This is a genomic window from Kribbella sp. NPDC051587, from assembly GCF_044453945.1.
Lineage (GTDB): Bacteria > Actinomycetota > Actinomycetes > Propionibacteriales > Kribbellaceae > Kribbella.
On record NZ_JBITDE010000009.1, the window covers coordinates 214087 to 232356 of the forward strand.

An 18270-nucleotide genomic window follows, 5' to 3' on the forward strand; every position below is an offset into this window, starting at 1 on the left:
GGATGCGCCTCGACGACCTGCCCCAACTGCACTTCACGTACGACGTAGTCGGTTCCACCCGGTTCGACAAGACTCCGCCCGGTTACCACCGGCTGGAGCACCGGGCCCGGCTTGGCGACGGCGATGACGTGTTCCAGCGGGCAGGTGAGTCCCTACTGGCTTGGCGGATGCACCGGCTGGCCGGAGTGCCGTTCACGGCAGACGGTACGGCGGCGATCGGTGTGAACGCGTTGGGGCGGCTCGGGCCCGGCATGGTGATCGGCCGGCTGCGGACCGCCGTACCGATTGGCCTTGTGGGGCTGGCGATTCCCTGCCGGGTGGTGTGGACTGTGGACGAGCCGGACCGGATCGGGTTCGCCTACGGGACGCTGGAAGGGCATCCGGAGTCCGGTGAGGAGTCCTTCGTGGTGACGCGGGAGTCTGACGGCATCTACTTCACCGTGACCGCCTACAGCCGTGCGGCGGCCTGGTACGCCCGTCTGGGCGGACCGGCCACGCGCACGGTGCAGGGGCTTGCTGCTAAGCGTTATTTCAACGCACTAAGGCGGCTCGCGACTTCGCGATAGGTGCCTTCAGCGCGGCCGGGGTCGGTACCGGAAGGGCATGGCCCGGTACCGAAAGGTCGCGGGGCGGGAGCTCGCCGGTGAGCAGGTACTTCGTGCCGATGGCGTTCACCGCGGGATTCACCATGGACTGTGGATTGGCGAAGACGCAGTGCGCACCGGAGTCTCGTTCGGTCACCAGAACCGAGCTACGCAAGACCTGGTGCAGCTTCAGAGCACCGGCGTATGGCGTGGCCGGGTCGCCGACGGTGTTGAACATCAGGATGCCAGGCAGCCCCCGGCCGGTGATCTTGATCGGCGCATGGCTCGGCACGGGCCAGTTACGGCAGACGCTGCCGGTGATCCACATGTTGTCCCACGCGACCGGGGAGACCTTCGCGATCCGGGCGGCATCCCGCTCGTAGGTGGCCTTGCTGTGCGACCACTTCGAGTCGCCGCAGATCACCGCGCTGAAGCTGGCGGTGAAGCGCTCGGCCTGGGCGCTGGTGCTCGGGGTGGCGAAGTCGACCAGCCCGCTGTCGTCACCACCGACCACGTAGGCGCTGAGCACCTGTGTGAAGGGGATCCAGAGCTCGTCGGAGGTCAGTACGCCAAAGGTGGCTCCGAGGAACTCATGGGCGCCGACAGCACCATGTGGCTTGGCGCGGAAGTCAGCCAGCGTCTTGTTCCAGTTGGCGCGGACCGCGCGCGTCGTGGTGCCCAGGTGGAACACCGCGTCGTACTTGGCCACCCAGCCGAGGTAGCTGTCGAGCCGCTTCGGGAACGCGAGGCTCTGGGACAGCGCCATCTTGTAGAAGAGGTCAGGCGGGGTGGGGTCGACGTTGCCGTCCAGGATCATCCGGCCGACCCGCTGCGGGAACAGCTCGGTGTACACGGCGCCGAGATAGGTGCCGTAGGAGAAGCCGAGGTAGTTGAGCTTGCGCTCGCCCAAGGAGGCCCGGAGGCGGTCCATGTCCCGAGCGACGCTCTCGGTGCTGAGGTACGGCAACAGTGCGCCGGCCTTGGCGCCGCAGCCGTCCGCGTAGCCGTCCCACAGCTTCCACATCGCGTCGCGGCTGGCCGGAGCGTCCGGATCCGGTTGCGGCACCGGGAAGTAATCCGGAGCCGCGCAGCTGATAGCCCCGCTGTGCCGGACTCCCCGCGGGTCGAAGCCGATCACGTCATACGCATCCAGTACGGCGGGCTCCAGCGGCGTGAACCCGGGTGGCGACGTAGCCGGCCATGATCACGCCGCTACCACCTGGGCCACCCGGGTTGACGACCAGCGAACCCAGGCGCTTGGAGGGGTTGTTGGCGGCGTGCTTGGTGACCAGCAACGGGATGGTCGCACCGGACGGCTGCTGGTAGTCGAGCGGTACCTGCAACGTGGCGCAGGTCAGCGTCGGGTAGTCCTGAGCGACGTCGTCCGGGCACGCCCCGAACACGAGCGGACTCGGTGGCGGCGGCCCGGCCACCGCGGGAACTGCCGGAGTGATCAGGGCCAATGCGACCACGGTGACGACGGGAAGACGAACACGCATGCGAAGTACCCCCAGGGTGTGACGCGATACCGACACACCCTGCCCGGCGACGGTCGATGCCCGCCGGGCCTGTCCGGTTCATGCCAGCGCCGACGCCTTAGCGATCGGTGCCTTCAGCGCGGCTGGAGTCGGCACTGGGAGTGCGTGACCCGGGACCGAGGTGTCACCCGCTGGCAGTTCTGGCCAATCTCAGTCGGCGCGTACGGACGCGTGCCGGGTCCGTTCGGTTCGTGCCGGGCCGGACCTTTTTGTCTGGACGAAAAGGCGAACTCTTCGGGCAGATCGGTAGTCGAAGGTGGTGCGCGGCCAGGGTGGAGGCGCAGAGGGGAACCACGAAAATGAAGCGGCACGGAATTGTGGCGGGTGCAGTCTCCGGGGTTGTGGCACTGGCCGGCGCGGGGGCGCTCTTCCTGGGCGGGGCGCTGCAGAGTGACGCGGCCGAGCAGCACGTCACGGCGGCGCAGGCGGCGCCGATCAGCTTTGTGATGCGGAACTTCGAGAAGAAGAGCGACGGCAAGTACATCTCGCACGCGAAGCTGCCGAAGACCTGGAAGGAGTCCAAGGTCGCTCCGCACGAGACGAAGTTCGACGACGCGGCCAACGCCCGGATGATCCGGTTCAACACCTGGATCGGCCCGGCCGGCACGAGGTCGCAGCTGGACAAGAAGATCGCGTCCCTGAAGGGCACGCCGGGGCTGAAGATCGTGGCCAAGGCGACCGTCAAGGGCACCTCGACCGTCGGCCAGGGCCCGGTCACCGTCAGCACCGTCGTCTACACCTACACGAGCGGCAAGACGACCCGCTGGGTCGCCACTCGCTACGTGGCTCTCAAGGGCCACACCGGTGGCGACGCCGAGATCACCGTCGGCGGTACACCGGCGCAGAGCAAGGTTCTGAGCAACGTCCTCGAGACCGCGACTCAGACGCTCAGCATCACGCCGTAGTACTCGCTTGGACGGCGAGAGCTCGCAGGGATTCGTAGCGGGGGCGCAGGGCGGCCACGCGGGCTACGTCGTCGGGGTAGGGGTCCAGGTGCTCGCCGCCTGGTTGGGGGGACAGGCCGAGGGCTACGGCGGCGGCGCCGCGGCAGCCGACCTCGGCCTCGGCGCAGACGTCGGTGGGGCGGGCGAAGGTGGCGGTGAGACATCGCCGCCACCACGCCGAGGCGTCGATGCCACCGCCGCCGAGTACGACGGACAGCTTGTGGCCGAACAGTTCGTCCAGCATGCGCAGACCGCGATCCACCTCGAGTGAGACGCCCTGCAGAGATGCAGCGAGCAGTGTTTCGGCGGAGTCGTCGAACGACAGGCCGAAGTAGACGCCAGAACCACCAGGCACGGTTGCCGGTGGCCGAGTGCCGGCTTGGAACGGTACGGCGATCACCTGGGACGCACCGATCAGCTCAGTGGTCGGTTCCGAGTGTTCGAGCCGCAGTACGTCCGTGAGCCACGCATGCATGTTTCCGGCGGCCGAGAACGCCATACCGGTCACTGCGCGCTTGTCGTCGACCCGATAACGCCAGAGGTTCCACGGGAGCTCGGGGGCGTTGTCGATCGGGTGCACGACGCGCACGGCGGCCGACGTACCGACTGTGACTGCTGCAGTGCCGGAGTCATAGGCGCCGGTGCCGACATTGGAGGCAGCTCCGTCACCGGTCGGTGGGTGCACCGGTACGCCGACCAGTCCGGGCCAGCGTCGTGCGTACTCGGTCGACAGATGACCGGTCCAGCCGGTGGGCACGATCGGGGGTAAACGCTCGGCCTTCACACCGGCGATCGCCAGGGCCTCTTCGTCGTACTCACCGGTGGCCAGGTTGAGTGTGCCCGTGCCGGAGGCGACCGAGACCGAGGTGACTCGCTCTCCGGTCAGCCGCTCGATCACCAGGTCGGGGAGACCGGCAAAGCTGGCAGGGCTGGTTTCGGCAAGCAGCCAAGGGATGCGGCGCGTCCAGTAGAGCCGGTGCAGCCAGCTGCCGGTGCGTGCATGGAAGGCCTTCTCGTCGAACGACGAGCCCAGGTCGAGGTGGACCGAGCGAGTGTCGGCCCAGGTGATCACTGGCGTCAGTGCGGCGCCGTGACTGTCCAGGGCGACGACTGAGTGCCACTGGGTCGACAGGACGATCGCCTGGATGTCTGTGAGGTGACCGTTCTGCTCCAGCTCGTCCAGACAGCCCAGCAGACCCTCGACGTACTCATGCAGGTCCAGCACCGCGGAGCCGTCATGGCCGTACGTCGGACTGATCTTGTGCCGGGCCAGTGCACCCGGCACCGGTGACGCGTCCGCGGCGGTCAGGACGAGCGCGCGGGCGGACGACGTACCGAGGTCGAGCGCGAGGATCCGGCCGTCAGTCCTCGGCATGGAGTGCCTTGAGGAAGGTCGCTGCCCACAGGTTCACGTCATGAGCGGCCAGGTGCTTGCGCATCGCCTTCATCCGGCGGCCGAGCTGGCGGTCGTCGGTGTTCATGGCGTCGACGATGGTGTCCTTCATGCCGTTGATGTCATGGGGGTTCACCAGGAACGCCTGCCGGAACTCGTCGGCCGCACCGGCGAACTCACTCAGCACCAGCGCGCCAGTGTCGTCGTACCGAGTCGCGACGTACTCCTTGGCGACCAGGTTCATGCCGTCGCGCAGTGGGGTCACCACGGCGACATCGGCGGCCCGGAACAGCGCAGCCATCTCAGTGCGCGAGTACGACGTGTGCAGGTAGTTGATGGCCGGAGTGCCGATCCGGCCGTGCTCACCGTTGATTCGGCCGACCAGCAGCTCGATCTCGTCGCGCAGCACGCGGTACTGCTCCACGCGCTCACGGGACGGCGTCGCCACCTGCACGAAGACCGCTTCGTCGACAGAGATGCGCTTCTCGTCCAGGAGCTCACCGAACGCGCGCAGGCGCTGGCGGATGCCCTTGGTGTAGTCGAGTCGGTCGACGCCCAGCAGGATGTGGGCCGGGTTGCCGACCTCGTCACGGATCTCACGGGCGCGCTGCTCGGTCTCGGGCTTGCGGGCCAGCTCCTCGAGCTCACCGACGTCGATCGAGATCGGGAACGCCTTGGCGCGCACCACGCGGTCGTCCGGGAGGTGGATGCGGTCGCCGCGGGTCCGCAGGCCCATCCGGTTGCGGGCGAGCCGGGCGAAGTTGGAGGCGGCGCCGGGACGCTGGAAACCGACCAGGTCCGCGCCCATCAGGCCGTCGAGGATCTGCCGGCGCCAGGGCATCTGGGCGAACAGCTCGGTGGGCGGGAACGGGATGTGCAGGAAGAACCCGATCCGGACGTCCGGACGCAGCCGCCGCAGCATCGCGGGCACCAGTTGCAACTGGTAGTCGTGCACCCAGACGTCAGCGCCGTCGTCGGCTGCCTCTGCGGCCGCTTCGGCGAACCGCCGGTTCACTGCGACGTAGGACTCCCACCACTCGCGGTGGAACTCCGGTGCGACGATCACATCGTGGTAGAGCGGCCAGAGCGTCGCATTCGAGAAGCCCTCGTAATAGAGCTCCACATCCTCGGCCGTGAGCATCACCGGGACCAGGTGCATCCCGTCGTTGTCGAACGGGTCCACCTTCTCGTCGGCGCTGCCCGTCCAGCCGATCCACGCGCCTTCGTGCGCCTGCATCACCGGGTGCAGCGCGGTCACCAGACCGCCTGGGCTGCGGCGCCACGCCGTACTGCCGTCGGGCATCTCGATTCGGTCGACAGGCAGCCGGTTGGCCACCACTACGAAGGAACTTCGTCCGTCGGGCATGTGTTTGCTCATCCAGTCAGGTCGTCATCGTCACCGGGGTAGCGGACCCCGATCTGGCTCCGCGTCTCGTCGAGCAGTTCGAGGATCTCAAGGGTCCCGGCGTGCGGCAGGGACGGCACTTCGAGGAGCCCCTCCCGCAGCGCGCGCATCACGTCCGCGGCTTCGTAGTGGTACCCAAGCCCATGCGCCGGTACGTCGACGCGCTCCGCTCCGGCAGCCGTGTGACGGACGTAGTACTCGGGGTGATGGAAGCGGTGCGGCAGCTGCAGGCTGCCCTCAGGACCGCTCACTGACGCCACCCACGGGTTCTGCGACTTCAGACCGCAGGTGAGGGCCGCGACCGCACCGGAGTCGTAGCGCCAGGCCATGGCGACGTTGAGGTCGATGTTGTCCTCGTTGAGGGACGCCACCGCCTTCACCTCGGCCGGGCGGCCCAGCGCCATGTAGGCGAACGTCATCGGGTAGATGCCGCCGTCCATCAGTGAGCCGCCACCCAGTGCCGGGTCCAGCAGCCGGGCGGGGAGCGAAGGCTTGTGGAACGCGAAGTCCGCGACGACCTGCTGCGGCTCACCGATGACTCCGGTGGCCAGATCCGCGAACAGAGCCTGGATGACCGGATTGGTCCGCATCCACATGGCCTCTGCGAACAGCGTCTTGTGCTCGGCGGCGACCGCGATCAGATCGTGCGCCTGGGGCGCTGTCAGCGTCACCGGCTTCTCGCACAGCACCGCGATACCGGCCTGGAGCGCCGTCCGGGCGATCGCGTAGTGCTGGGGGTGCGGAGTGCCGATGTAGATCACGTCGACAGTGCCGGAGTCGATCAGCCGGCGGTAGTCGTCGTACGCGTGCTCGATGCCGTGCTCGGCAGCGAACCGGTCGGCGCTGTCCTGGGACCGCGAGGCGACGGCGGTCGCGAACGCGTCGTCCAGCAGCTTCAGGTCGCGCGTGAACGAGGTGGAGATGTTGCCAGTAGCAACGATGCCCCATCTGACACGATCTACAGCCACTGTGTGAACTCCGGGGTCGGGAACGGTCCGTTCTCCTTGATTCTGGCGGTTTCGAAGGCGTGAGCCAAGCGAATGAGCGTGGCGTCACCTCCGCCGGTCGTGCTGAACGTGATGCCGACGGGCAACCCGCCGACAAGTCCCGAGGGGACGGAGATCAGCGGATAGCCGGCCAGCGCGGCATGTGAGGACGAACCGCCCATGACGTTGTCGCCGTTCACCAGGTCGATGCTCCAGGCCGGTGAGTACGACGGGCTGACCAGGGCGTCGAGCTGGTTGTCCCGGAGCATGTTGTCGATACCGTCGCGACCCGCGGCGAGCGCGGTGTGCCGGGAGGCGACGTACGCGGGTGCATCGAGCCCTTCGGTTGCTGCTGAGCGCTCGAAGAGCTCCTGGCCGAACCACTTGAGCTCCACGTCCGCATGGGCGCGGTTGAAGGCGATGAGGTCGTCCAGCGTCTTCGGGCCGCCTGGAACGCGAGTGGCCAGGTAGGCCGCCATGTCGATCTTCATCTCGTGGGCAAGCACGTTGAGCTGGTCCTCGTCACCACCGGGAGCCGGAAGCGAGAGGTGGTCGACCAGAGTGGCGCCACAGCGGCTGAGGAGCTCCAGTGCCTGCTCGGTGACCCGGTCCAGGCCGATCGAGTACCCCCACAGCGGACCACGCGGTACGCCGATGCGGACGTCGCTGAGGTCGTCACCGCGACAGTGCTCGGTGTAGTCGGTCCCGCCACCTGTGAGCACGGTGAGCAGGGCCGCGGACTGCATGACCGTCTTGGTCATCGGACCGGCGGTGTCCTGCGAGTGGGAGATCGGAATGATGCCCTGCTGCGGGATGAGACCCACTGTGGGCTTCAGGCCGACGATGCCGCTCAGAGCGGCCGGACAGACGATCGAGCCGTTGGTCTCGGTGCCGATGGCGAAATCGGCGAGTCCGGCGGCCACTGCGACTCCGGAGCCGCTGGAGGAGCCGCCCGGAGAGCGGTTGAGTGCATACGGGTTCCGGGTGAGGCCGCCGTACGCGCTCCAACCGGAGGAGGACGCGGAGCCGCGGAAGTTCGCCCACTCGCTGAGGTTGGTCTTGCCGAGGACCACACAGCCCGCTGCGCGCAGCCGCTGGATCAGGGGCGCGTCCTCTGGGGGCGGTGGTTGCTCAGCGAGCGCCAGTGAGCCGGCGGTGGTCGCCAGGCCGGCGGTGTCGATGTTGTCCTTCACCAGGATCGGGACGCCATGCAGCGGACCGCGGACGCGACCTTGGTCACGCTCCGTGTCGAGTCGGACGGCATCGGTGAGAGCGGCGGCGTTGGGCGTGCAGATGGCGTTGACCAGCGGGTCCACCTCACGGCTCCTGGCCTGCAGCTCTTCCACCAGCGCCTGGCTGGAAACAGTTGAGCTCACCCTCTGATCCTGCCAGAGTTGCCCCTGCCCGGCCGCCCGCGTACGACACGCTCCGTGTCGTTCCACCGGTGAATGACATTGCTGTTGTTCGGCACGTAGAGTGGAACGCGGACGGACGATCACCGACCGCACAGGAGTCAGCAGCAGATGGACAGCGCCAACGCCAGCTCTTCCGAGCCCGCCGAAGCCGCGCCAGTGGTTGCCGGGCTTTCCGAGCGTGATGGACAGATCCTCGCCTTCGAGCGGCACTGGTGGAAGTACGCCGGCGCCAAGGAGCAGGCGATCCGGGACCAGTTCCAGATGTCCGCGACGCGGTACTACCAGGTTCTGAACGCGCTGATCGACCGGCCCGAAGCCCTGATGCACGACCCGCTGCTGGTGAAGCGCCTGCGCCGCTTGCGCGCCGCCCGCCAACGCGCCCGCTCCGCACGTCGACTGGGTATCGAGGTCTGACGATGTCCCGCCCCAAGGGCGACAAGGGCCAGGTGCTCTCGTCCCTGGTCGCTGTGGTTGCCGTCGTCGCCATTGTCGGTGGCCTGCTGGTCCTGTTCGGTACGCGCGGCCATGAGAGCAGCGCGGACGAGCCGAAGACGACCAGTACGCCGAAGCCGTCCGCCAAGCCGTCTGGTGGGCCGTCGACGATCATCGCCAGCGTGCCGCCGCGCAAGCCGACTACTGCGCCGACCAGTGCGCCTACGACGACGGTGCCGCCCACCACTGAGCCGCCGGTGACACAGCCGCCGGCCACCCACCCGACGACGATTCCGACCGCTGAGCGGCCTGCTGCCGAGGTGTACAACAACACCCCGCGCAAGGGGCTGGCCGACCAAGTGGCCGGGCGGGCGCGACAGGCGGGCTGGACGGTGTCCGGTGTGGACAACTGGCATGGCAAGGTCGTGGAGAGCACGGTCTACTACCCACCAGGCATGGTGCAGGCGGCCAACCAGCTGGCCCGCGACCTGGGCGTCGGCCGGACCAAGCCGGCCCTGGACAACATGAAGATGGATCGCCTGACCGTGATCCTGACCTCGGACTACACCGGATGAGTACGCCGGTCATCCAGACCGACCTCGGTCACAGCGGCTGGCAGGCGATCGTCGCCGATCCGGCCAGCGCGGTGATCGCCTCCGATTTCGACGGCACCCTGTCCCCGCTGGTCGAGGACCCGGCCCGCGCCCGTCCCGCTGACGGCGCACTCGACGCACTGGCCCGGCTGGCGCGTTCGGTGCGTCAGGTGGCCATCGTGACCGGCCGCCCGGCCCTGGTCGCCACGGAGCTCACTGGCGTCACCGGACATCCCGGGCTCGGTGGACTCGTCGTACTGGGTCACTACGGCCTGGAGCAATGGGAAGCGTCCACTGGCAAGATCACCAGCGACCCGGTTCCGGCCGGCGTCGCAGTGGCGCGTCAGCGGCTCCCCGAGCTGCTGAGCGTCGCTGGTGTGCCAGACGCCTTCGTGGAGGACAAAGAGAGCTCTCTGGCCGTCCACACGCGTCGGCTGGCCGATCCGGCCGGTGCACTCGAGCGACTCCGTACGCCGCTCGCCGAGCTGGCCGACGAGACCGAGCTGCGCCTGGAGCCGGGCAACCTCGTTCTGGAGCTCCGCCCGCCCGGAATCGACAAGGGCGTCGCCCTCCGCCGCCTGCTCGAGTCGACGGGCGCACGGTCGATCCTCTACGCCGGTGACGACCTCGGCGACCTGGCGGCCTTCCGAGCGGTCGACGAACACCGCAAGACCGGTCTGAACGCCGTACTGGTCGCTACTCGTTCCTCTGGCGCGGCTGAGCTGATCGCAGCCGCCGACATCGTCGTCGACGACCCGACCGGCGTCGTCACCGTCCTCACGGCCCTTTCGGACGCGATCGCAGCCCGCTGAACGCCTGCGTCACCGTCCGGCCGATCGGCTGCACCGGCCGCTCGACGTACCCACCGTCCTTCAGGCTGGCCATCCGCTCGAACGGATTCCGCGACGCCGGACACCCGGTGAGCAACCACGAGAAGACGACGCCGACGACGTACAAGGGCAACATCGGCAACCCCAGCAAGCAGAAGTACTGCCACGAGTGCCGCTCCTCGTGCCTGACCAGCAACTCCCGGTCGAAGTAGCTCACCGGGTGCTTGCTCAGCACCACGTTCCCGATCGTGAACGCCCCGGCCACCGGGAACCCGATCCGGTACCCGTTGGCGAACAACAACCCCCGCGGCCCCCGCCGCACCGAAGCCCGCCCCACCTTCGCCACCAGCAACCCGGCAACCGTCGACAGGTTCACAAAGTTCCCCACCAACTTCACCCACTGCCACCCGGTCATACGCCTCAGTATGAGTTCTGTCGGTGGGGTGGGTAAGACTTGGTGGGTGGGATCGATGGTGCGGGTTTGGCGGGCGGGGCGGGTGGTCGATCCGCACTCGGTCATTGGTGGGTTGCGGAAGGGGCCGGGGGATCCGGCTTATGTGTACGACGGGGTGCGGCGGACTGTTTGGCGGGCTACTCGGACGCCGGAGGGGCCGGTGCTGTTGCGGTTGACGCCGCGGCAGGGGGATGTCGAGGCGGAGGCTTGGGGGCCGGGGGCCGAGTGGGTGTTGGACGGCGTGCCGGAGTTGTTGGGGGAGGCGGATAGTTGGGAGGGGTTCGAGCCGCTGGCTGAGCATCGGGCGCTGGTGGATGCGGCGCATCGGTTTCCGGATGTGCGGGTGCCGCGGACGCGGGCGGTGTTCGAGGCGATGGCGGCGGCGGGGATCGAGCAGGTGGTGACGGGGAAGGAAGCGTTCCGGGCGTGGCGGTTGCTGCTCGGGGAGTACGGCGAGCCTGCGCCGGGGCCGGGTGGGCCGGAGGGGCGGGCGATGATGGTGCCGCCGGCGCCGGAGGAGTGGCGGCTGATTCCGTCGTGGCAGTGGTTGCGTGCCGGGGTTGAGGGTCGGCGGTCGCGGGTGGTGGTGACGGCGGCGACGCGGGCGAAGGCTTTGGAGCGGACGCTCGAGTTGACGGACTCGGCCGAGATCGAGCGGCGGTTGCGGTCGTTGCCGGGGGTCGGGGTGTGGACGGCGGCGGAGGTGCGGCAGCGGGCGCATGGGGACGCGGATGCGTTCTCGTTCGCGGACTATCACGTGTCCCGCAATGTGTCGTATGCGCTGATCGGTGAGGAGTTGGACGACGACGGCTGCGCGGAGCTGATCGAGCCGTACCGCGGCCATCGCTTCCGGGTGCAGCGCCTGCTGGAGATGGCCGGCATCGGTCACCCCCGTTACGGCCCGCGGAAGTCCCTGCCGACCCACACGCCGGGCGCCACCCACCGACTTCGGTGAGAGAGGTGAGTCACGCGGTACGCGGAGGATCTCGCGGAAATGAGATGGCGTCTCGGATGCTGGAAGGTGGAAGGCGCGATCCGGACTCGATTGGGTAACCTCGGGGCAGCTCATCCAGAGGGACTGAGGGAAACGGCCCGTTGAAGTCCCGGCAACCCTCCCCGTCGAGACCCCACCCGGGGTAACTCACGGTGGAACGGTGCCAAATCCGTCCCGCCATCGAGATCCGGTGTTCGCGGGGAAGATGAGAGGGGAACCTCAGCCATGAGCCTGGCCGGATCAACAGTCGCCCACACCATCCGTGAAGGTGCCTTCGGCAACGGAACGCACCTGAGCTGTCGCGCCTGTGGGGCGAAGTCGCCGCTCGGTCCGTTCTACGCCTGTATGGAGTGCTTCGGTCCGCTCGAGGTCGGGTACGAGTACCCGACCATCACCCGCGAACAGATCGAGGCCGGTCCCAAGAACATCTGGCGTTACCAGCCGCTGCTGCCCGTCCCCGTCGACGTGGCCAGCTTCCCGAACACCGAGCCCGGCTACACCCGGCTCATCGACGCGCAGAACCTCGCCCGCGAGCTGGGGCTGCGCAAGCTGTGGGTGAAGGACGACTCCGGCAACCCGACCCACTCCTTCAAGGACCGGGTCGTGGCGACCGCGCTGAGCGCCACCCGCGAGCTGGACATGAAGGTCTTCGCCTGCCCCTCGACCGGCAACCTGGCCAACGCCGTCGCCGCGGCCGCCGCCCGGGCCGGTATCCGCTCGGTCGTCTTCATCCCGAAGGACCTCGAGCGCCCCAAGATCATCACGACGGCCGTGTACGGCGGGACGCTGGTGGCCGTCGACGGTAACTACGACGACGTGAACAAGCTGGCCTCCGAGATCGCCGGTGAGGAGGAGGGCTGGGCGTTCGTCAACGTCAACGTCCGTCCGTACTACTCCGAGGGCTCCAAGACGCTGGCCTTCGAGATCGCCGAGCAGCTCGGCTGGCGGATCCCGCAGCAGGTGGTGATCCCGGTCGCGTCCGGTTCGCAGCTGACCAAGATCGACAAGGGCTTCACCGAGCTCGGCAAGCTGGGTCTGGTCGACGCAGGCGACTACAAGATCTACGGCGCCCAGGCGACCGGCTGCTCGCCGGTGGCGCAGGCGTTCCGCGACGGCCACGACGTGGTGAAGCCGGTCAAGCCGGACACGATCGCGAAGTCGCTCGCCATCGGTAACCCGGCCGACGGTCCCTACGTGCTGGACGTCGCCCGCCGTACCGGTGGTGTGATCGAGGACGTCTCCGACGAGGAAGTGGTCGAGGGCATCCAGTTGCTCGCCCGCACCGAGGGCATCTTCACCGAGACCGCCGGTGGGGTGACTGTCGCGACGCTGAAGAAGCTGATCGCGACCGGTCAGCTCGACCCCGACGCCGAGACGGTGATCATCAACTCCGGCGACGGGCTCAAGACGCTCGACGCCGTGGCCGACCGGGTCGGCCCGAAGGTGACCATCCCCGCGTCGTACGACGCCTTCGTGAAGGCAGGCCTGCAGTGAGCGTCAGTGTCCGAGTCCCGACCATCCTCCGGCCCTACACCCAAGGCGTCTCCGAGGTGTCCGCCGAGGGTGCGACGCTGACCGAGGTGCTGGATTCGCTCGACGCGTCGTACCCGGGGATCAAGTCCCGGGTGCTCGACGAGTCCGGCGAGCTGCGCCGCTTCGTGAACGTGTACGTCGATGACGACGACGTCCGGTTCGCCGAGGGTCTGCAGACCGCGATCAAGGACGGCGGCCAGGTCTCGATCATCCCGGCCGTCGCCGGCGGCTGATCAATCCGGCAGCAGACCGTCCGGAACAGGGACTACCGTCGCCGGTATGGCGACGAAATGGACGATCGGTGGAGACGCAGCCGACCCGCAACTGCTGGCGCGGTTCTGGGCGGCTGCGCTCGACTACGTGATCGAGCCCGGGTTCGACGGCCCGGACGGCGCGGGGATCATCGACCCTTCGGAGGTCGGGCCGGCGATCGGGTTCCTCCGGGTACCGGAGGCGAAGACTGCCAAGAACCGGCTGCACCTCGACATCCGCGTCGCTGGTCCCGGCGAGCGGTCGCCGGAGTCCGCCGTACGGATGCGGGCGAAGGCTGCCGCGCTGGTGGAGCTGGGGGCGACGCAGGTGCGCGAGGACTTCTACGGCGACCAGCTCGGTCACATCGTGATGCTCGACCCCGAAGGCAATGAGTTCTGCGTAGGGTGACGCCATGCGCGCTGTGGTGATTTCCGAGTACGGCGTTGTGCCCGAGGTGCGGGAGGTTGCGGAGCCGGAGGCGGCGGCGGGTTCCGTCGTACTGAAGGTTGAGGCGACCGGGTTGTGCCGGAGTGACTGGCACGGCTGGATGGGGCATGACTCCGACATCGTGTTGCCGCATGTGCCGGGGCACGAGTTGGCGGGGACGATCGCGGCCGTGGGTGCCGGCGTCTCGGGGTGGCAGATCGGCGATCGGGTGACGACGCCGTTCATCTGCGCTTGTGGATCGTGTGCCGAGTGCCTCAGTGGGAATCAGCAGGTGTGCCCGAATCAGTTGCAGCCGGGGTTCAACTACTGGGGCTCGTTCGCGGAGTACGTCGCGATTCCGTATGCGCAGGTCAATCTCGTGCGGCTGCCGGACGAGCTCGACTTCGGTACGGCGGCCGGACTCGGCTGCCGGTTCGCGACGTCGTACCGGGCAGTGCGGCAGGTCGGGAAGGTCGAGGCCGGCGAGACCGTGGTCGTCTTCGGCTGTGGTGGAGTCGGGTTGTCGGCGGTGATGATCGCGGCGGCGGCCGGAGCGCGAGTGGTTGCCGTTGACACCAATCCGGCCGCGCTGGAGCTGGCCCGCCAGTACGGCGCAGTGGAGACGACCTCCGAGGTGGGTGACGTCGGAGCTCATGTCACCTTTGATGCGCTCGGCTCGAACGACCTTGTCCAGCAGGCGTTGCGGGTGCTGCGGCCGCGCGGTCGACACGTGCAGATCGGGCTACTGCCATCCGGCGTACAGCTCGATGTCAGTCGGCTGATCGGCCAAGAACTCCAATGGCTCGGCAGTCACGGCATGCCCGCCCACGCCTACCCCGAGATGCTCGCCCAGGTTGCCCAAGGCAACCTAAACCCGGCGGCCCTCATCACCCGCACCATCACCCTGGACGAAACCCCCGCGGCCCTTGCTGCCCTCAGTAACGGCACCCCCGCCGGCGTCACCATCATCACCCCTTAGAGGCGGATGGCGTAGATGGTTGGGGGTCGGCCGGTTCGGCCGTGTTGCTGGGTGGCGATGGGATCGGCGAGGCCGGCGCGTTCGAGGCGCTTCAACACGCGTCGGGCGGTGCGGAGTTGGACGGCCAGGTGGTCGGCGACGTCTTGGGTGGTGAGGCCGTCGGGGTTCTTGGCGGTGAGTTCGCGCATGCGCGAGAGGGTGACCGGGTTGAGGCCTACGCGACGGGCCAGCAGGGGGAGGCTTTCGGCGCCGCGGGGGATGGCGGGTTGGTCGCCGGAGAGTTCGATGACGATCTCGACGTCGTCGGACATCGACACGACGCCGGCCACGCTGCCGATCGAACCGGCGCGGCCGACCGCGCGTCGCGCCAGGGCTTCGGCTTCTGCGGCAGTGCGGCCGATGCCGAAGCCGACGTACGCCGTGCTGTGGCGGGCTGCGAGGTGGTCGAGCAGTGGCATCCGGGTGAACTGTTCGGTCGCCTGCTCGAGCAGGCCGCGGGTGGTGACGACGAGGTAGCGGCCGTCGGGGAGCAAGGCGAGGCTGCCGCCGAGGGTGATCAGGTCACCGGCCAGGGCGTCGTCGGGTTCGGGGAGCTCGACGATGCCGAGGGCGACCTGGGCGTCGCCGACGTGCTGCCCGCTGGTGGTGAGGACGAGCGCCTGCAGGGTCGAGCGGATCGAGTAGCGCGACGGAACCAGGCGGACTGACGGCATCTCGTTGTCGAGCAGGTGAAATGCCGAACCGAGACAGCTGATCGCGATCTTCGTGTCGTGCTTGTCGCGCGCGCTCCGGTGGAAGGTGACGATGTCGTCGGAGGTCAGGCCGGCCCGGTACGGGAGCACCTGGATCTGGTCGGTCGGCAGCTTGGCCTCGATCAGCGTCTCCAGGACCTCACTGCGCCGCAGGGTGTCGATCGAGAACTGCGTGACGTTGTGGCCGAGCCGCAGCAACTCGACCAACGCGCGCAGGAGGGTCGCGCCGTCGTACGAGACATACATGGCCGGGCGGCCGACGGCGCCGGCCTCGGTGGCGATCGTGTACGGGACGACGCCGGTGAAGAGCAGGGCGTCGACCTTCTCCTGGGACTGCGCGACCAGCTCGACCGTCTCGGTCTCGTGCCGGTAGGACAGCGGCAGCAACGTGGCACCGCTCGGCGGACCGGTCGCGATCACTCGCTGCACGACGTCCTCCGGGCCGACAACGCCGACCACGACCGCCATCAGCACACCCCCATGCCACGCACTGTAATGCAGGGCCAGTCGACCTCTTGACGATCGAAGCAGAGTCTTTTAGTTTCGGTCAAGACCATAATTGCCGGTACGCCGGTGAGTGGTCGGCTGCGGACGAGGTGTGGTGGAGCGATGGAGGGAGCGCGCCACCTCACTTGTCAGCTCTGCAGTGCTTCCAGAGTCGTGATGACCAGTTCGCGTTCAGCGGCAGGCAGCGAGGGGCCGTAGGGGTCGTGCGCGGCCTCCTCCGGGATCAGGCCCTCCCAGACTGCCGCCCAGATCATCCGCTGCACGTAGCCCTCGATCGGTGCGTAGAACGTGGCCGCGGCAAAGCGATCCAGCCGGTCCGACGCGGTCAGGAACGCACTGTGGTCGCCAGCATTCCAAGCCCGCAGTACGGCGACCGACAGCTCGACCTGTGCTGACGCAATCCCTACCAGGGCGGTGTCTGCACCCCACATGAACGACGGCCCGTACATGCGGTCCTCACCGGTGATGAGCAGCTTGCCCGTGTCCCGTCCGGCCCAGATGGCGTCCTGGGTGCCGATTGCCCGGTCCAGCGTCGCTGTCTTGACCCCGAGCATCGCGTCGAGGCTCAGCAGGTCCCTGATGAGCTCTGGCGGGTACGGGTACCCGCCAGCCTCTCCATGCAGGTAGAACCCGACCAGTGGCAGCCCACTCTCCACAGCCACCCGCTCATGCAGCTTTACCGCCTGTGCGTGCCCGTCTGACAGCTCTGCGAGCCCAGCCAGCGGATAGACCATCACTGCGTCCGCTCCGGCGTCTGCAGCCTGCAGAGCCATCGCTACGGTCAGGTCTGCGGCGTCGTCCAGGCTCTGCGGGGACTCTGACCTCGGTACGCCGACTCCGGCCACGATCGGAGCCGCAGTGGCCTGCCGCCAGGTCTCGAGCACCTTGGAGCGGTCCGCCGCGCTCAGGTACAGACCGCGGCCGGTGTGGGCCCACACTGCGACCCCACCGATGTCTTGGCCCGCGATAGCACCGGCGTACGCGGTCAGAGCGTCGTACGCGATGACACCGGAGCTGTCCATCGGCGTGAAGACCGCGGGGAGGACAGTGCCGCGGAGTTGTTCGACGAGCGGGTGCATGAGACCTCTCAGACGTCGTGGCCGAGGCCAGGTCGGGTGGGTACGTCGATCCAGCCCTTGCAGTCGGCAAACACACTCGGAGCCAGTGGGTCTTCCTCAACCAGCAGTGGACCGACCAGGTCGGCCGCGACGGTTGCACCCGGTACGGCGGCCGCCAGGTGGACCGCGGCCAGAGTGGCGACGCCCAGCTCCGGCATCGAGCCTATCTTCACCGCGAGACCCGCGGCCTCGGCCAAGTTCGCGATCTGCAGCGCACGGTGCAGTCCGCCGACCTTGAGGATCTTGATGTTCAGTACGTCGGCCGCACCGCGCCGTACGATCTCCAAGGCATCGTGGAGCGAGTGCATGCTCTCGTCGGCCATCAGACGGACGTCGAGCCGCTCACGCAGGCGCACCATGCCAGCCAGGTCCCAGCGGGGCAGTGGCTGCTCCAGCAGGCTCAGACCGGCCGCAGTCATCTTGGCCAGGTACGGCAGCGCGGTGGTGGCGTCGTACCCTTCGTTGGCGTCCAGGCAGACCTCTGTGTCGGCCGGGATGGCCGCACGGACCGCACGGACCAGTTCGAGGTCCTTGGCGGGGTCATGGCCGCCCTTGAGCTTCAGGTGCGAGAAACCGCGTGCTGAGTACTCAGCCGCCTCAGCAGCCATCTCGTCGAGTGTGCCGAGCCCCACCACCCAGGCGGTCTGCACCCGGGTCCGGATGCTGCCGCCAAGCAGCGCATGCACCGGCCAGCCGCTCAGACGGCCGGCCAGGTCGTACAGGGCGATGTCTAGACCGGACTTGGCCACGTTCTGGCCGCGCAGGACGCCGTCCATCACCACATGCGCACCGGCCCGGTCGAGTGGGTCGCGGCCGATCAGAGCCGGTGCGAGGTGCTCCTCGATCGCGGCGGTGACACCGGCCAGGGTCTCCCCGGTGTACGCCGTCATGGGTGACGTCTCGCCGATCCCGACCACGCCGTCGGCCGTATGGATCTCCACCACCAGGCTGATCAGATCCGTACTGACGCCACTGCTGATCTGGAACGGACGCCGGTACGGCGCGCTCACGACGCGGGTCCGGATCGCGCTGATCGGGGCGGTTCCCGGGCCGGCTGGAACGCCGACCGGATGCGATAGAACAGTCAAGGTCGGCTCCTTAGGGACACCTTCAGGCGGTTAGGGGTCGCATTCCG

Annotated in this window: 20 protein-coding genes and 1 riboswitch; of the genes, 10 read left to right on the forward strand and 10 right to left on the reverse strand. The window is 68.2% G+C overall.

From position 1 onward, the window contains the following. Positions 1 to 2: 2 nt before the first annotated feature. Positions 3 to 566 carry a DUF1990 family protein gene (locus tag ACIA49_RS29000; protein WP_396380678.1) on the forward strand — a complete coding sequence of 188 codons (564 nt, stop codon included), beginning with the start codon at positions 3 to 5 and terminating at the stop codon, positions 564 to 566. Here the strand turns inward: ACIA49_RS29000 and ACIA49_RS29005 are convergent. After that, positions 532 to 1722, reverse strand: a complete 1191-nt coding sequence (locus tag ACIA49_RS29005) for an alpha/beta hydrolase (protein ID WP_396380679.1) — start codon at positions 1720 to 1722, stop codon at positions 532 to 534. The genes ACIA49_RS29000 and ACIA49_RS29005 overlap by 35 nt on opposite strands. 1 nt (position 1723) lies before the next feature. Next, positions 1724 to 2083, reverse strand: a complete 360-nt coding sequence (locus ACIA49_RS29010) for a hypothetical protein (RefSeq protein ID WP_396380681.1) — start codon at positions 2081 to 2083, stop codon at positions 1724 to 1726. Between the two features lie 338 nt (positions 2084 to 2421). On the opposite strand from ACIA49_RS29010, the gene ACIA49_RS29015 reads away from it, so the two are divergent. Then, positions 2422 to 3027 (forward strand): hypothetical protein, encoded by a 606-nt coding sequence (locus ACIA49_RS29015; protein ID WP_396380683.1) that lies wholly within the window; start codon positions 2422 to 2424, stop codon positions 3025 to 3027. On the opposite strand, the gene ACIA49_RS29020 is transcribed toward ACIA49_RS29015, so the two are convergent. The 4 genes from ACIA49_RS29020 to ACIA49_RS29035 are packed head-to-tail and all read right to left on the reverse strand — an operon-like array spanning position 3017 to position 8226. Next, the gene (locus tag ACIA49_RS29020; protein ID WP_396380685.1) at positions 3017 to 4441 is read right to left on the reverse strand and encodes an FGGY family carbohydrate kinase; all 1425 of its coding nucleotides are present in this window, start codon (positions 4439 to 4441) and stop codon (positions 3017 to 3019) included. The genes ACIA49_RS29015 and ACIA49_RS29020 overlap by 11 nt on opposite strands. Continuing rightward, positions 4428 to 5825 carry a trehalose-6-phosphate synthase gene (locus ACIA49_RS29025; RefSeq protein ID WP_396380824.1) on the reverse strand — a complete coding sequence of 466 codons (1398 nt, stop codon included), beginning with the start codon at positions 5823 to 5825 and terminating at the stop codon, positions 4428 to 4430. Before ACIA49_RS29025 ends, ACIA49_RS29020 begins: the two co-directional genes overlap by 14 nt. An 8-nt stretch (positions 5826 to 5833) precedes the next feature. Continuing rightward, positions 5834 to 6832: a Gfo/Idh/MocA family protein gene (locus ACIA49_RS29030; protein ID WP_396380687.1), complete on the reverse strand. Its 999-nt coding sequence runs from the start codon at positions 6830 to 6832 to the stop codon at positions 5834 to 5836. Further along, positions 6823 to 8226 carry an amidase gene (locus ACIA49_RS29035; RefSeq protein ID WP_396380689.1) on the reverse strand — a complete coding sequence of 468 codons (1404 nt, stop codon included), beginning with the start codon at positions 8224 to 8226 and terminating at the stop codon, positions 6823 to 6825. Before ACIA49_RS29035 ends, ACIA49_RS29030 begins: the two co-directional genes overlap by 10 nt. Positions 8227 to 8373: 147 nt before the next feature. Here ACIA49_RS29035 and ACIA49_RS29040 point away from each other — a divergent pair, with 147 nt between their 5' ends. The 3 genes from ACIA49_RS29040 to otsB are packed head-to-tail and all read left to right on the forward strand — an operon-like array spanning position 8374 to position 10102. Continuing rightward, positions 8374 to 8679 (forward strand): DUF3263 domain-containing protein, encoded by a 306-nt coding sequence (locus ACIA49_RS29040; RefSeq protein WP_391543486.1) that lies wholly within the window; start codon positions 8374 to 8376, stop codon positions 8677 to 8679. Between the two features lie 2 nt (positions 8680 to 8681). Beyond that, positions 8682 to 9272 (forward strand): LytR C-terminal domain-containing protein, encoded by a 591-nt coding sequence (locus ACIA49_RS29045; RefSeq protein WP_396380691.1) that lies wholly within the window; start codon positions 8682 to 8684, stop codon positions 9270 to 9272. After that, a complete protein-coding gene (gene otsB, locus ACIA49_RS29050; protein WP_396380693.1) occupies positions 9269 to 10102 on the forward strand; it encodes a trehalose-phosphatase in 834 nt (277 codons plus the stop codon). Before ACIA49_RS29045 ends, otsB begins: the two co-directional genes overlap by 4 nt. On the opposite strand, the gene ACIA49_RS29055 is transcribed toward otsB, so the two are convergent. Further along, on the reverse strand, positions 10068 to 10535 hold the full coding sequence (locus tag ACIA49_RS29055; protein ID WP_396380694.1) for a hypothetical protein: 468 nt from the start codon (positions 10533 to 10535) through the stop codon (positions 10068 to 10070). The two genes, otsB and ACIA49_RS29055, sit on opposite strands and share 35 nt — an antisense overlap. A 55-nt stretch (positions 10536 to 10590) precedes the next feature. On the opposite strand from ACIA49_RS29055, the gene ACIA49_RS29060 reads away from it, so the two are divergent. The 5 genes from ACIA49_RS29060 (at position 10591) to ACIA49_RS29080 (ending at position 14758) form a co-directional block, all read left to right on the forward strand. Beyond that, positions 10591 to 11529, forward strand: coding sequence for a DNA-3-methyladenine glycosylase family protein (locus ACIA49_RS29060; protein ID WP_396380825.1), 939 nt, complete (start codon positions 10591 to 10593; stop codon positions 11527 to 11529). A gap of 107 nt (positions 11530 to 11636) precedes the next feature. Continuing rightward, positions 11637 to 11780, forward strand: a riboswitch (SAM riboswitch). Between the two features lie 13 nt (positions 11781 to 11793). Next, positions 11794 to 13062: a threonine synthase gene (gene thrC / locus ACIA49_RS29065; RefSeq protein ID WP_396380696.1), complete on the forward strand. Its 1269-nt coding sequence runs from the start codon at positions 11794 to 11796 to the stop codon at positions 13060 to 13062. Further along, on the forward strand, positions 13059 to 13334 hold the full coding sequence (locus ACIA49_RS29070) for a ubiquitin-like small modifier protein 1 (protein WP_391543491.1): 276 nt from the start codon (positions 13059 to 13061) through the stop codon (positions 13332 to 13334). The genes thrC and ACIA49_RS29070 overlap by 4 nt, the downstream gene beginning before the upstream one ends. Before the next feature lie 46 nt (positions 13335 to 13380). After that, positions 13381 to 13761 carry a VOC family protein gene (locus ACIA49_RS29075; protein WP_396380697.1) on the forward strand — a complete coding sequence of 127 codons (381 nt, stop codon included), beginning with the start codon at positions 13381 to 13383 and terminating at the stop codon, positions 13759 to 13761. Positions 13762 to 13765: 4 nt separating this feature from the next. After that, the gene (locus ACIA49_RS29080; RefSeq protein WP_396380698.1) at positions 13766 to 14758 is read left to right on the forward strand and encodes an alcohol dehydrogenase catalytic domain-containing protein; all 993 of its coding nucleotides are present in this window, start codon (positions 13766 to 13768) and stop codon (positions 14756 to 14758) included. On the opposite strand, the gene ACIA49_RS29085 is transcribed toward ACIA49_RS29080, so the two are convergent. From ACIA49_RS29085 to ACIA49_RS29095, 3 genes are all read right to left on the reverse strand, one after another. Then, a complete protein-coding gene (locus ACIA49_RS29085) occupies positions 14755 to 15978 on the reverse strand; it encodes a hypothetical protein (RefSeq protein ID WP_396380700.1) in 1224 nt (407 codons plus the stop codon). The genes ACIA49_RS29080 and ACIA49_RS29085 overlap by 4 nt on opposite strands. A 167-nt stretch (positions 15979 to 16145) precedes the next feature. Next, positions 16146 to 17096, reverse strand: coding sequence for a dihydrodipicolinate synthase family protein (locus ACIA49_RS29090; RefSeq protein WP_396380702.1), 951 nt, complete (start codon positions 17094 to 17096; stop codon positions 16146 to 16148). 8 nt (positions 17097 to 17104) lie between these two features. Next, the gene (locus tag ACIA49_RS29095) at positions 17105 to 18223 is read right to left on the reverse strand and encodes a mandelate racemase/muconate lactonizing enzyme family protein (protein ID WP_396380704.1); all 1119 of its coding nucleotides are present in this window, start codon (positions 18221 to 18223) and stop codon (positions 17105 to 17107) included. Positions 18224 to 18270: the final 47 nt, after the last annotated feature.

Bases quoted from the DNA above. Each gene is read 5' to 3' on its own strand.
- ACIA49_RS29075 (WP_396380697.1), top strand. From the start codon at position 13,381: ATGGCGACGAAATGGACGATCGGTGGAGACGCAGCCGACCCGCAACTG.
- ACIA49_RS29090 (WP_396380702.1), bottom strand. From the start codon at position 17,096: ATGCACCCGCTCGTCGAACAACTCCGCGGCACTGTCCTCCCCGCGGTC.
- ACIA49_RS29015 (WP_396380683.1), top strand. From the start codon at position 2,422: ATGAAGCGGCACGGAATTGTGGCGGGTGCAGTCTCCGGGGTTGTGGCA.
- ACIA49_RS29040 (WP_391543486.1), top strand. From the start codon at position 8,374: ATGGACAGCGCCAACGCCAGCTCTTCCGAGCCCGCCGAAGCCGCGCCA.
- ACIA49_RS29020 (WP_396380685.1), bottom strand. From the start codon at position 4,441: ATGCCGAGGACTGACGGCCGGATCCTCGCGCTCGACCTCGGTACGTCG.
- ACIA49_RS29060 (WP_396380825.1), top strand. From the start codon at position 10,591: ATGGTGCGGGTTTGGCGGGCGGGGCGGGTGGTCGATCCGCACTCGGTC.
- otsB (WP_396380693.1), top strand. From the start codon at position 9,269: ATGAGTACGCCGGTCATCCAGACCGACCTCGGTCACAGCGGCTGGCAG.
- ACIA49_RS29080 (WP_396380698.1), top strand. From the start codon at position 13,766: ATGCGCGCTGTGGTGATTTCCGAGTACGGCGTTGTGCCCGAGGTGCGG.
- ACIA49_RS29010 (WP_396380681.1), bottom strand. From the start codon at position 2,083: ATGCGTGTTCGTCTTCCCGTCGTCACCGTGGTCGCATTGGCCCTGATC.
- ACIA49_RS29025 (WP_396380824.1), bottom strand. From the start codon at position 5,825: ATGCCCGACGGACGAAGTTCCTTCGTAGTGGTGGCCAACCGGCTGCCT.
- ACIA49_RS29085 (WP_396380700.1), bottom strand. From the start codon at position 15,978: ATGGCGGTCGTGGTCGGCGTTGTCGGCCCGGAGGACGTCGTGCAGCGA.
- ACIA49_RS29000 (WP_396380678.1), top strand. From the start codon at position 3: ATGCGCCTCGACGACCTGCCCCAACTGCACTTCACGTACGACGTAGTC.
- thrC (WP_396380696.1), top strand. From the start codon at position 11,794: ATGAGCCTGGCCGGATCAACAGTCGCCCACACCATCCGTGAAGGTGCC.
- ACIA49_RS29055 (WP_396380694.1), bottom strand. From the start codon at position 10,535: ATGACCGGGTGGCAGTGGGTGAAGTTGGTGGGGAACTTTGTGAACCTG.
- ACIA49_RS29045 (WP_396380691.1), top strand. From the start codon at position 8,682: ATGTCCCGCCCCAAGGGCGACAAGGGCCAGGTGCTCTCGTCCCTGGTC.